Annotated in this window: 15 protein-coding genes; all 15 read left to right on the top strand. The window is 67.7% G+C overall.

Annotated features, from left to right (window positions below):
• Positions 1-11: 11 nt before the first annotated feature.
• Entirely contained in the window at positions 12-404 is a 393-nt protein-coding gene (locus tag AB0H64_RS32525; protein ID WP_357632295.1) for a hypothetical protein, read from the top strand.
• A gap of 105 nt (positions 405-509) precedes the next feature.
• Complete coding sequence (locus tag AB0H64_RS32520; RefSeq protein ID WP_357632293.1) at positions 510-920, top strand: hypothetical protein; 411 nt, start codon at positions 510-512, stop codon at positions 918-920.
• The gene (locus AB0H64_RS32515; protein WP_357632290.1) at positions 917-2,212 is read left to right on the top strand and encodes a phage terminase large subunit; all 1,296 of its coding nucleotides are present in this window, start codon (positions 917-919) and stop codon (positions 2,210-2,212) included. The genes AB0H64_RS32520 and AB0H64_RS32515 overlap by 4 nt, the downstream gene beginning before the upstream one ends.
• Before the next feature lie 128 nt (positions 2,213-2,340).
• Positions 2,341-3,015: a hypothetical protein gene (locus AB0H64_RS32510; protein WP_357632289.1), complete on the top strand. Its 675-nt coding sequence runs from the start codon at positions 2,341-2,343 to the stop codon at positions 3,013-3,015.
• A gap of 41 nt (positions 3,016-3,056) precedes the next feature.
• Positions 3,057-3,530: a hypothetical protein gene (locus tag AB0H64_RS32505; RefSeq protein WP_357632287.1), complete on the top strand. Its 474-nt coding sequence runs from the start codon at positions 3,057-3,059 to the stop codon at positions 3,528-3,530.
• A 2-nt stretch (positions 3,531-3,532) separates the two neighbouring features.
• Positions 3,533-4,009: a hypothetical protein gene (locus AB0H64_RS32500; protein WP_357632285.1), complete on the top strand. Its 477-nt coding sequence runs from the start codon at positions 3,533-3,535 to the stop codon at positions 4,007-4,009.
• Positions 4,010-4,717 carry a hypothetical protein gene (locus AB0H64_RS32495; RefSeq protein WP_357632283.1) on the top strand — a complete coding sequence of 236 codons (708 nt, stop codon included), beginning with the start codon at positions 4,010-4,012 and terminating at the stop codon, positions 4,715-4,717.
• A gap of 11 nt (positions 4,718-4,728) precedes the next feature.
• On the top strand, positions 4,729-5,673 hold the full coding sequence (locus AB0H64_RS32490; protein WP_357632281.1) for a hypothetical protein: 945 nt from the start codon (positions 4,729-4,731) through the stop codon (positions 5,671-5,673).
• Positions 5,674-5,746: 73 nt separating this feature from the next.
• A complete protein-coding gene (locus AB0H64_RS32485; RefSeq protein ID WP_357632279.1) occupies positions 5,747-7,264 on the top strand; it encodes a phage portal protein in 1,518 nt (505 codons plus the stop codon).
• Entirely contained in the window at positions 7,257-9,470 is a 2,214-nt protein-coding gene (locus AB0H64_RS32480) for a phage minor capsid protein (RefSeq protein WP_357632277.1), read from the top strand. Before AB0H64_RS32485 ends, AB0H64_RS32480 begins: the two co-directional genes overlap by 8 nt.
• 431 nt (positions 9,471-9,901) lie before the next feature.
• Entirely contained in the window at positions 9,902-10,678 is a 777-nt protein-coding gene (locus tag AB0H64_RS32475; RefSeq protein WP_357632275.1) for a hypothetical protein, read from the top strand.
• An 8-nt stretch (positions 10,679-10,686) separates the two neighbouring features.
• On the top strand, positions 10,687-11,634 hold the full coding sequence (locus tag AB0H64_RS32470; protein ID WP_357632273.1) for a P22 phage major capsid protein family protein: 948 nt from the start codon (positions 10,687-10,689) through the stop codon (positions 11,632-11,634).
• Between the two features lie 93 nt (positions 11,635-11,727).
• The gene (locus AB0H64_RS32465; RefSeq protein ID WP_357632271.1) at positions 11,728-12,105 is read left to right on the top strand and encodes a hypothetical protein; all 378 of its coding nucleotides are present in this window, start codon (positions 11,728-11,730) and stop codon (positions 12,103-12,105) included.
• 10 nt (positions 12,106-12,115) lie between these two features.
• On the top strand, positions 12,116-12,403 hold the full coding sequence (locus AB0H64_RS32460; protein ID WP_357632270.1) for a hypothetical protein: 288 nt from the start codon (positions 12,116-12,118) through the stop codon (positions 12,401-12,403).
• Entirely contained in the window at positions 12,396-12,746 is a 351-nt protein-coding gene (locus tag AB0H64_RS32455) for a hypothetical protein (RefSeq protein ID WP_357632268.1), read from the top strand. Before AB0H64_RS32460 ends, AB0H64_RS32455 begins: the two co-directional genes overlap by 8 nt.

The raw sequence follows: 12,746 nt of genomic DNA, 5'->3' as shown, positions 1-12,746 counted from the left end.
GGAGGTGGCCTGTGTGGTTCGACGAGCGCCCTTCCCCGCACTGGACGATCGAGCTGCCGCCCGGCATGGAGCTGCTGAACTCGAATCAGCGGCTCCACCCGATGGTCAAGGCCCGGATCACGAAGCTGCTGCGCCGCGCCGGCCATAAGGCCTCCGTGGCGGTCGGCCTGCCCCGGCTTGAGCGGGTGTACGTCGTCGGCGAGCTCCGGCCGACCGACCGGCGCCGACGCGACCCGGGCAACTGGTACCCCTCGGCCAAAGCCGCGGTGGACGGCGCGATGACCGACGCCGGGGTGCTTGTGGACGACGACGCCGAACACTTGGTGGGCCCGGACATGCGGCTCGGGCCGGTGGTGAAGGGCGGTCAGCTCGTCCTTCACGTCTGGCGCGGCACCGACAGCTGACCCGCCTTCACTCTCCATACCTCGGACGGGGGTCCCCTCATGGTTTCCAGTAAGAAGCGAGCGTCGGCCACCGTTGTCGCGGAGCGGCGCGCCAAGGCCGTACAGATGCGGATCGCGGGCATCAGCCCCACGATCATCGCTGAGAACTTGGGCTACTCCTCCTCCGCGGCCGTCATCAAGGACATCACCCGCTCGATGCAGAAGGCCGCCAAGGCCGAGCACATCGCGTCTGAGCACCTGCTGCAGATCGAGATCGACCGGCTGGACCGGCTCATGGCGGCCGTCTGGGCCAAGGCGCTATCCGGCGATGTGAAGGCCGTGGACCAGGCCGAGAAGCTGATCGCCCGCCGATGCAGCTTGTTGGGCCTGGACCTGATCAACCGCAACGGTTCGGAGAACGGCGACATCGCCAGCCTGCTCGGCAATCTGTTCGCGAGTCTGCAGTCCCGGCATGGCCAGGACGAGGTGTCGGTCGAGGTCGTCGATGCCATCGAGGCCGGCGAGGACAGCCCGTGAGTCTGGCTGTTGTCACGCTGTCGCCGATGCAGGAGCGCAGCATCGCGGAGTCCACGTCGCGGATCAATATCTGGACCGGCAGCGTACGAAGCGGGAAGACGATCGCCTCGCTGCTGCGGTTCTTGATCTACGTGACGCAGGCACCACGTGGCGGCCATCTGGTAGTCGTCGGCAAAACGAGCGACACGATCGCCCGCAATGTGTTCGAGCCACTGATGGACCCGTCGCTTACGGGGCCGGTGGCGCGGCGCATCTTCTATACGAGAGGCGCCGTCACCGCCAACGTCCTCGGCCGTCGCGTCGAGATCATCAGCGCGAACGACGTCCGCTCGGAGTCCCGGCTGCGGGGTCTCACATGCGCTGGCGCGTACGTCGACGAGGCGACGCTGATCCCCGAAGCTTTCTGGGATCAGCTGCTCGCGCGATGCTCCGTCCCGGGCGCGATGATCTTCGCGACGACGAACCCTGACGCGCCCAACCATTGGTTGAGGAAGAGGTTCCTGCTCCGCTCGCACGAGCTGGACCTGCGCTGGTGGCACTTCACACTCGACGACAACCCGAGCTTGGATCCGCTGTACGTCGCGAACCTCAAGGCTGAGTACACGGGTCTGTGGTACCGGCGGTACGTCCTGGGCGAGTGGTGCATGGCCGAAGGCGCGATCTTCGACATGTGGGACCCGGACCGGCACATCGTCGACGAGCTGCCGCTCATGGAGCGGTGGCTGGGGGTGGGCATTGACTATGGCACGGTCAATCCATTCTCAGCCCTGCTTGCTGGGGTGTCCGTCCCAGACGCAGCCGGGCAGCGGCGCGTCTACCTGGCATCCGAGTGGCGATGGGACTCTCGCGCAGAGCGGCGACAGCTGACTGACGCGGAGTACTCGGCGAAGATCACCGACTGGCTGGACAATGTGCCGGACACGTACGGGCCCGGCACGATGGGCCTCAGGCCCGACTGGATCATCGTCGACCCCAGCGCTGCCTCGTTCGTCACCCAGCTCCACCACGACGGGTTGCTGCCGCAGCTCGGCGACAATGCCGTGCTCGACGGCATCCGCACCGTCAGCAACTTGATCGCTGGTGACCTGCTGAGGGTGCATCGCTCCTGTCACGGCTGGCTCGGCGAGGTCGGCTCCTACTCCTGGGACGACCGGAAAGCCGAGAAAGGCGACGACGCCCCCGTGAAGGTCGACGACCACTCCATCGACGCCAGCCGGTACATCCTGCACACCACGCAGGCGGCCTGGATGCCGCTGATGGAGCGTCTGCCCGACTACTGGCGCAAGCTATAAGACTTGCGCAACTTACGCCCACCGCCTCGCCGGCGTGGGCCTGTGAGTGGTCCCGGCCGCCGCTGTTGAGGGGCAGTCGGCGGCCGGGACCACACCAACTCTCCATTCCACCGAGAAGGGCGGCGAGCATGGCGGGAGCTAGCAACTCCTTCGACGGCGGCAGCAACGGCACCGCCATCACGCCCGCCAACTCCGGCAGCGCATCAGGGACCGCGTTCAGCGCCACAGACAGCATCACCTACAGCTCCGCTCAGGCATATCGCGGGCCGCTCTCGGCCCAGATCGCAGCGGGCGCGATCGGCTACGTCCAGTACGCGCTGTCCGGGACCGGGACGCGGTGGGCCCGCTGGTACGCGAGGCCCGTGAGCCCCTCAAACAGCCTGATCGAGATGGCGTTGGCGAACGGTGACATGTTCGGCCTGGATATCAGCGGCGGACAGATCATCTTGTGGCGCAACACGAACTTCAATCAGAACAACCTCGACACGAAGACCTTCACCCTGCCCGGCGGGTGGATCCGGCTGGAGATGCAAGCCAACAGCGACAACAGCGGCTCTGCGACGGCCCGCATCTTCACCGCCCCGGAGGCTTCCACACCGGCCATCGAGCTGTCGGGATCCGACGTGGCAGTCGCCAGCAGTTGGGACGCCGTGCGCTTCGGCAGCGTGAACGAGAGCTCTACACCGGGCTGGATCGACAGCGTGGCTTGGTCTGACCAGGGCTGGATCGGGCCTCTGCCCGGGACGGACGTCGCCACGCCCCGGATTCCTCGTGCCGCCACCCACCGTGCCGCCGCCTGGTAGCCCCCGCACCCACACCCAACCGATTCCAAGGAGGGCCTCTCGTGGCCGACTTTGAATTCAATATCGCTAAGGGCAGGAGCGTCGAGCTATACCGTCGCGTCCGGCTTGGCGACCCCGCCACCAGCGCCCTGGTCGTCGTCGTCCTGGCGGCGACCGGCATCGAGTCCGACGCCGTCCTGAAGGACAAGGCCAGCCTCGCCGCCGTGCTCGCCGGTGCAACCGATGAGGCCACCAACGTCGGCTATGCCCGCAAGGTGCTGGCGGCGGCCGACCTGAACGACGTGCTCCCGGACCTGGCCAACGACAGGACGGACATCGACATCCCCGACCAGACGTGGCTCAACGTCCAGACGGCCGGTGGCGGCTGGTCGAAGGTCATCGTCTGCTACCGGCCCGCGACCGGCTCTCCGGACAGCGACATCGTGCCGATGACCAGCCACGACTTCAGCATCTCGCCGGACGGCTCGAACGTCGTCCTCCAGATCGACCCCTCCGGCTTCTACCGGGCGGTTTGATCATGTCCAAGACTGGTTACTCCGCGATCACCCCGGCCGCTGTGGCGCTCATGGCGGGCACAGCACGCAGCGTGCTGGGCGTGCTCGCGCCCGCCTCGTTCGGGCTGGAAATCAAGAAGATCAGGATCAGCACGCTCGGCACCGCCGCGGCGGTGCCCGGCGATATCGAGCTCTGCAGCGCGACGTTCGCCACGAACCCGCCCGGCACGGCCGACTCCACAGCAGTGACGCCGCAGCAGCTCTACGGCCGCACCATCGCGCCGGGATTCCTGGCCGCCTCCGCATGGGCCGCAACCAAGGAGCCGACCGTGCTGGCGGTCATCGACTCATGGTCGCTTACCCCAAACAGCGGCACGGTCCTGTATGACCTGCCGCTCGGTGACTCGCCCGACTGCGGGCCCAACACCGGGTTCGTGCTGCGGGCGAAGTTCGCGGCAGCCGTCAGCGTGTCGGCCTGCCTGTGGGTCGAACGGTGCTGAATGCCTACCGTCCGCCCACAGATATTCCAGGCGACCGGCACGACATCGACTGTCACGCCCCCTGACGGCGCCCAGGCCGGTGACCTGCTGCTGGCGTTCCTCAGCACCGAAGATGCCGCCTTCGGTGCGACCCTGACCGGCGGGACGCCTGAGTGGGCGCTGCTGACGACCAAGCTCACGAGCAACGTCAGCGGTACCAATACCCTCGGGCGCGTCTCCTCGGGCATCTGGTGGAAGCCGACCAGCACCGGAGAAACCAGTTGGGCGCTCGCAGGCGCGTCCCAGTACATGGGCATGGCCGTGATCGCCATCACCGATGCGATGCTCGAACCACCCGCGTTCACTGTGTCGGCAGACCAAGCCAGCGCGACGGCGTTCATGACGGTGACCAGCCCGGCTGGGCCAATCCCCGCCATTGGTGATCTGGAACTGCGGTGGGTTGGGGCGGACAACTACAACACGTCGGCGACGGGCTCCTGGGAAGAGCCCGCATTGACGGCCGAAGTCGCCGAGCTCCGCAGCTCGTACGTGACCGCGCAGCTCACACGACAGAACCTCACATCGGCCAGCTCGCCCTCCCGTTCGCACACCGTGTCGTCAGGAGTTTTGGCCGCTCATGGGTTCACGCTGCGGATCCGTTCGGCTGGCACGCCGAGATCTTCTGTCCTGACACCGACCGCTGCCGCACATCGCGCCGCTAGCTGGTAGAGGAGGCAGTCATGGCTCGCGCTGGCCGCTCCTATCCCAACCGTCCAGTGGTCACCCGAGCGGCCAACATCTTCATGGTGCGCGTCGATGGGCAGGGCCTGGCCCTGGCCGTGCTCGCTGCCCGCTCGCAGCGCACTGGCCAGGTGTCCGGTAGTGGCGGGTCTCTGCCGGTGGCCGCCACCAAGACGCTCGTGATTGATCAGGTGACCGGGACCGGCGTGGCCGCTCCGGTGGCCGCGACCCGCACGAACCGGATAGGCCAGGTCGCCGGGAGTGGTGCGGCCACGCCTGCGATCCGGCGCAAGCTCCGGATGACCGGTCAGGTCGCGGGCACCGGGCTTGCGTTCCCGGTGCGCAGCGACCCGATCGCTAACCACGTCACCGGCGTCGGCCAGGCGCGGCCGGTACGGGCGGGCAAAGCCCTCGCTATCCACGAGGCGACCGGTATCGGGCAGGCCAAGCCTCTCGCATACGCGCGGGGTGGGCCGGTCGGCCGCGTCGTCTCCACCGGCAGCGCGTTGCCCCTCTCCGCTACGAAGCAACTCATGATCGGCCGCGTCACCGGCTCCGGGCTGGTCAATGTGGTGATCCGGCGTACTCCGCCGCTCCGTGTTGGCCTGCCGATGAGGTCCTGGTCGGCGCGCTTTTTCGGGAGGGGGTCGGGCTTGGACACGATGAGCAGCTTGAGCCTGGAGTATTTGCGGTTCTTCGTCTCCAACGCCGTCGGGTCAGAACCGGTCGAGATCGCGTTCACACAGCCGGGCGTCGAGCCGACCGAAGGCCAGTGGGCGCCTGCCTCGTGGGGCGCGGTTGACCGGGGCGGTGCTGAGGCGCGCATTCGGGTAGGCCCTGGCGGCGCGGTGACTCTGCCTGACGGCACCTACCAGGGGTGGGTGCGTGTGACCAGGCCCGATGAGCGTCCGGTGCTGCCGTCCGGGCTGGTCGCCATCACATGAACGACAGAGAGGTGGTGTGATGCCGCTCCCTAATGAAGACCAGGAGTGGCCGCCCCCGCATACGCGTGCTGAGATGCGCCTGTACCGGCAGCATGGTGCCTGGTACAGCGGTGACCCTGACCGGCTCGCCGAGGTCTACGGCAACGGGGCGGTGACGCCGGGCCTGGGTTTGGATCTCAAGGGCTGGGACAGGCCGTTGCAGTTCGCTGGCGGTGCTGTCGGCCGGGTCGCCCGCTGGTTCTGGGGCAGTCCGATCCCGGCTGGACAAAGCAGGTCGACGAAGCTGCACGTCCCGCTGGCGGCGGACATCGCGGCCAAGTCCGCGGACCTGCTGTTTTCTGAGCCGCCGACGCTACGCGCGGCGGGCAAGAAGACGCAGAAGCGACTCGACCAGATCATGAACGAAGGCTCGGTGTACGCCGGGCTGCTGGAGGCCGGCGAGCTGGACAGCGCATACGGCGGCGTCTACCTGCGCGTGGGCTGGGACACCGAAATGGCTGACTACCCGGTGGTCGACTCGGTACCGGCCGACACTGCGGTGCCGGAGTTCCACAGCGGCCGGCTCGCGGCTGTCACGTTCTGGCGGGTCGTGGGGGAGAACCAGAAGGTGGTCTGGCGGCACCTGGAACGCCACGAGCGCGGCCGCGTCTACCACGGCCTCTACCAGGGGGACGATGCCCGGCTTGGCCACCCCGTGCCGCTGGAGGAGCACCCTGCGACTGCTGGGTTTGCGCAGATAGTCGACGCGGACGGCGGATTCGATAGTGGCTATCAAAAGGGCTTGCTTGTTTACTACGTGCCGAACATGCGCCCGCACCGGACGCTGCGCGGCACGGCGCTGGGCCGCTCCGACTATGCCGGGGTTGAGCCGCTGATGGACGCCCTGGACGAGACGTGGACATCGTGGATGCGGGACCTGCGGCTCGGCAAGGCGCGAATCATCGTGCCCGAGGTGTACCTGCAAAACACGGGCCGCGGCAAGGGCTCGTACTGGGACCCGGACCGGGAGATCTACAGCGGGCTCGGCATGTTGCCGCCCGCGAACGGCGGCGGCAACATGATCACCGTCTCGCAGTTCGACATCCGTGTGCAGGAGCACCAGCAGACCGCCAAGTCATTGGTCGCGCAGATCCTCCGGGGCGCAGGGTACAGCGTGCAGAGCTTCGGCGAGGCCGGCGAAGGCGTGGAGGCGACCGCGACGGAGATCCACTCCCGCGAGCGGCAGTCCCTCACCACCCGAGGCCGGAAGGTCGGCTACTGGACGCCCGCGCTGGCGTGGCTGGGCGACTGCCTGCTGCACGTCGACCACTACATCTACAAGACCAAGGTCACCGCCGAGCGCCCGCAGATCGAGTGGCCGGACGGCGTCTTCCTGGAGACCGAATCGGTGGCCCGCACCGTGGAGTTGCTGAATCGGGCGCAGTCCGCGTCCATCGACACCCGGATCCGCATGGTGCACCCGGACTGGGACGACGACCAGGTGACGGTGGAGAGGAAGCGGCTGCGGGACGAGATGGGCCTGAACGTCAAGGACGCTGACACGTTCGACGAGCAGATCCTGCCTGGCCAGGACGACGACCTCGATGGCTGACTCGATTGAAGCGGTGGAGGCGCGTGTCGCGCTCGCCGCATCCATCGCCGCGAGGTACGCCGAGGCCGAGACACACCTATTCGAGGTCATCTCCCGGGCGGTGAACAAGGGCAAGGACGCGCCGCACCAGGCAAGCGCTCGGCTCGCCGAGGTACAGGCGCTCAGCCAGCAGGCCGAGAAGATTCTGCGGGACCTGGAAGCGCTCGCGGCGCAGGCCCTGGAGGACGGCGTTACGGAGGGATGGGAGGCAGGTTACGAGCGGGCGGTCCAGGAGCTGGAGAGCTTGGGCGAAAGCCAGGGCATCAGCCCTGGCGCGGGTTTGGTGGATCTGCTGAAGGAGGCACTCGGCCTGCTGCCCGCTCTCACCACAGGGGCGTTGCGGCAGGTCACCGACATCTACCGGCAGGTGATCGCGGAGTCGACGCCGCTGGCGCTGGCCGGAGCCATGACGCGGGAGCAGGCCACGACCCGGGCACTGCAGAAGTTCGCCGCGAAGGGCATCACGTTCTTCGACGCCAAGGGCCGCACGTGGTCCATCTCCAGCTACGCGGAGATGGCGACCAGGACCGCGATGGCGCGGGCGGCGAACGAGGGGCACCTGGCGACGCTGCGGGCGAACGGCCGCGATCTGGTCATGGTGTCCCGCGCGCCGTACACGTGCCCGCTGTGCGACCCGTGGGAAGGCAAAGTCCTGTCCCAGACCGGGGCGGCCGGCGACCGGCAGGAGAAGAACGTCCTGACGGGCGACCCCATGACCGTGCACGTGGCGGGCACCGTGGCGCAGGCGCGCGCGGAGGGCCTGCAACATCCGAACTGCCGACACACGTTCGGGATCTTCCTGCCGGGGCTGACGAAGCGTCCGCCGAAGCCGGAAACGAACGGCACGTACGAGGACACGCAGAAGCAGCGCTACCTCGAACGACAGATCCGCGGGTGGAAGCGGCGCGCTGCGGCGGCCCCTGCGGGCAGCTCGGAGAGGAAGAGCGCCGAACAGCACGTCAAGGCGTACCAGGAGCAGATGAAGGAGCACCTGGACAAGACGGGCCTGCTGCGGCAGAGGTCCCGTGAACGGGTCCGCCCGGACGAGACGACGCCGCCGGATGACCATCCGTCGCTCCGGCCGAAGCCGGACAGGACTCCTCCGAGGCCCGACCCGAGCAGGACACCGCCCTCGCGGGAGCGGCAGTCGGCCAGGTCAAGGCAGGTCGAGGACTCGCCTCGTCTGGTGGTGTCCGATCGGGCGCGCAAGGCGATCGACGAGGCCAAGGCTGCGCTGCCGGGAAGCCGTTCGACATGGGCGGCTGACCGGACGGGCCGCGGCGATCAGGGCTACATCATCGACCGCAACAGGCAGCGCCGTCCGTCGCGGAGGTATGAGGAGCACCTGAATGCGGTCCTGGCGGCCGGTCGGGCGTTGCTCGATGACCTGCGTGACGCGTTCGACCAAGACCCGCAGCTGCGGCGTCTCCGGGAGCGGAAGCAGAAGGCGACCGGGTACGACCGGACGCAGGCGCATCAGGCCGTGGCGCGTCGGGAAAAGCAGATGATTCAAAATCTGCTGGCGGATCTGCGTGCGATGGGTGGAAAGATCAACGCGGAAAAAGGGCGGCCAAGCAGCATCAACTCGTCGTCGCGGGTCTACAGCGCACCTGACGACTGGGACAAGCTCCTCGACGAGGCGGCACGTCACTTCCCGTCCGACTGGCATGATCGGGTAGATCGAGATGCTCCGGCTCCGCTCCGAGTGGTCGGCTCTGAACGGGCCTTCTACGACTACGTCGACGACGTGATGGCTTTGCCGACCAAGCCGCGGCGATACGACGGCGCTTTCACGGACCAGAGCCGTGAAACTACCGTCCACGAAATGGGCCACCGCATGGAGAGGTACATTCCAGGGCTTCGAGAGCTGGAATTCACATTCGTGCGTCGGCGTGCCACGAATCGCGCTGGCGTACTTGATCGGCAGCGCGATATGCACGACATCTACAGCTACTACTCGCCTGGCAGGGAGTACACCTACGAGGACCGGTGGGCCAACGCCTACGCCGGCAAGGCGTACGTAGGCGAGGGGCATCCCGACCCGGCCAGCGGGTACGCCGAGGTGTTCCAGGTTGGCCTGCAGGATTTGTACGGCCGAAGCAGCATCCGGTTTGATCACGGAGACGAGTTGCAGGCATTCACTCTCGGGATCTTGGCGGTGCTATGAGCTGGCGTGTGGAGTCGCGGATCGCGCCTGACCGGTGGGTTGCCCATGACGGTGAGACCTGGACTGCGGATAGGGAAACCGCGGGCGTGCTGGAAGGGCTCGTCCGGAACCCTCAGCCGCTCACGCCGACCGGGCCGTGGTACGAGCCGGAGGGGGACGCCGATCCTGTCGCTGTCTTCCTCTGCGCGTTGGCGCTGCTGCCGGGCCCAGTCGTATCGGGTGATCCTCCACCCGTGCCTCCCATCGACGGCGACGACAACCCGAACGTAGTCCACTAGATCACGGAAGGCCCGCCTGGTGCGGGCCTTCCGCATGTCCAGGGGCGCACCCCATCCGGTGCGCCCTTTTTCATGCCCGCCCGCAGGCCGGGCGGCCCCGTGCGACAGCCCGCAGGACGGGCGGCACATCACCGATTCGCAAGGAGTCAGCTCATGGCAGACGAGCAGATCGAGGTCTCCTCCACCGCCGACCAGGCCGCCTCCCAGGCCGGCCAGGAAGGCCCCGCGCCGGAGATGGTGAACGCCACCGCTTCCGAGCAGGCCCCGGCCGCTGAGGAGGACAAGGGCAAGGCCGACGCGCGGAAGATCGACGACCTTCCGGCGTGGGCTCAGGCCGAGCTGCGGCGAGCCCGCAACGATGCGGTCAAGTACCGCACGCAGCTCCAGGAGAAGGAGAAGGCCGCCGAACAGCAGGTCGGGCCGTCCCCTGAGGAGATCGCGGCGCAGGCGAAGGCCGAGCTGGCTCAGCAGGTCGGCAGGGCCCTCGGGATCGTCACCGAGGAGGAGAAGCCGGTCGATCCGAAGGAGATGGTCGAGCGGCTGACCGCTGAGAAGGACGCCACGGCGAAGGAGAGGGACTCCGAGCGGGAGCTGCACCGGCGGGCGCTCGTTGAGCTGGGCGTACACCGCACCGCTCTGAAGGCGGGTGCGGACGGCGACGCACTGCTCGACAGCAGGTCGTTCCTGCGCAGCATCAAGGACCTCGACCCTGCGGCCGAGGAGTTCGGCACCGCTCTGGCGGAGCGGATCCAGCAGGCGATCGAGGACAACCCGAAGTTCAAGGCGGCGTCGCTGAGCGGGCCGCCCGCGAGGAGCGGAGGGGAGTTCACCGGTGGGCCCGGTGGCCGTAGCTCCGACCCGGACCAGATGACCACCGACGACTTCCGCGCGGCGCGGCGCCGCCAGAAGTCCAACCCCAACAAGGAGTAGGGGCCCACATGCCTAACACGTTTCTCACCCCGACCGTGATCGCCCGTGCGGCGCTGGCCACTCTGTACGAGACCACGGTGATGGCTCAGCTCGTTCACCGGGACTATGAGGAGGAGTTCGCGGCGCGGATCGGCGACACCGTGAACGTCCGCAAGCCGGCGACCTTCACCGCGAACGAGTACGTCCGCGAGAACGGCATCCAGATCCAGAACGCGCAGGAGACCAGCATCCCGGTTCGCCTGAACCACTTCGCCGACGTGTCCTTCGCGGTGACGACGGAAGAGCTCACGCTGCGGATCGAAGACTTCGGTGTGCAGCTGCTGCAGCCTGCGATGGAGGCCATCGCGCAGAAGATCGACCGGGACATTCTGGCTCTGCGTGACGACGTCCTCCAGGAGGTCGGCGTCACCGCTGAGGGTGGCGTGCAGTTCCCGGCGAACCCGGTCGGCAAGAACATGTTCGACTACAGCAACCCGAGGTCCGCGATCGACGCGCGCAGAGTGTTGAACCAGCGCAACGTCCCGGCTGCGGACCGCTACCTGGTGGTCGGCCCGGAGATCGAGGCCAAGTGGCTGGGTGACGAGCTGTTCCACAGGGCCGACGCGAGGGGCGACACGGACGGCCTGCGCGAGGCGTCCCTGGGTCGTCGCGTGTTCGGTTTCGACCCGTACCAGACCCAGAACATCAAGGTTCCGCCGCAGACGACTGGGAACAGCACGACCGAGGCCGGCGTCGCGTTCCACAGGACGGCGTTCGCCCTCGTGACCAGGCCCCTGGTCCTGCCGCAGGGTGCCGCCAACGCCGCCGTGGCGTCCTACAAGGGCTTCGGTCTCAGGGTCGTGATGGACTACGACATCGACAAGAAGCAGGACGTCGTGTCGATTGACACGTTGTACGGCACCAAGACCCTCGACGAGAAGCGCGCGGTTCTCATCAAGGGCGTCGACGTCCCGTAGCAATTACGCGAGCATTTCAGCTCGCGTGATGTCCTCCGGGCCCGCCCGCGCGCCGGGCGGGCCTTCCATCTCCCAGCCTCAGGAGGGGCAGCGATGGGCCACAAGGTCAATTCGGTGGACGGCAAGGCGGGCGACGTCGACCTGTCCGCCACCAGAACCTTCACCAAGGAGTACCGCGTCCCCAAGGGCACGGCCGGCACCTACATGGTGGCCAGGCTTCCGGTCGCTTGCACGGCCATCGCCGTGCGCGCCTACCGCTCGGGCGGCACCGGCGGCACCGTGAACGCGCAGCGCAACGGCGGTGACCTGCTCGTGGAGAACCTGGACACCACCACCGACGCGTGGGCGGGCTGGACGCACCTGCAGAACGCCGCGTTCGCCGCGGGCGACACCCTGTCGGTGGTCACCGCCGACGCGGCCGGCAGCCCGGCCGAAGTAATCGTCCAGGTCGACTTCCGAGTGAACCCGTAGGGCGGCCCGCGTGTACGTGTACCGCAACAGCAACAACGGCACGATTTACCCAACTCCGCAGCGGTCTGCCCGGCTGGACAACCTGCCGAACTGGCTGCTGATCGACGCCCCCGGCGAGCAGCCGGCCGACCCGGTGACCGAGCCCGCGGCCCGGCCGTCGCGCCCGCTCGACACCGACAACCGAGCTGCGTGGGTCGAATACGCGATCTCCCGAGGCATGCCTGTGAAGGACGCTCGCGCCCTCAGCAAAGCCTCGCTGGTGAAGGAGTTCGGCCAAGAGGAGGACGACTATGCCTAGAACCGACCTTCCCGTCACGAAGATCACCCGCGCCGGTCACGATCTGGCGGCTGCGCTGCCCACGCCTGCGGCTACGGACGGGCACGCGATCATTAACAACGGCCGTCGCATGATTCGCGTGAAGAACACCAACGCCGCCTCCCGGACGGTCACGGTGCAGATCCCTGGCCAGGTCGAGGGCCAACCGCTCCCCGACGTGCCGTACACGATCCCGCCGAACAACGGGGACGTGCTGATCCCGCCGCTGCCCGCGATCTACAACCAGGCCAACGGCAAGGTCTACCTGGACTACTCGGACCCGGCCGGTGTGACGGTCCAGGTCCTCGAACTGCCAGCGGGCTAG

This window comes from Nonomuraea sp. NPDC050733 (assembly GCF_040654215.1).
Taxonomy (GTDB): Bacteria; Actinomycetota; Actinomycetes; order Streptosporangiales; family Streptosporangiaceae; genus Nonomuraea.
The sequence above is the reverse complement of the archived record's forward strand: the minus strand, read 5'-3'. Positions and strand labels throughout refer to the sequence as shown.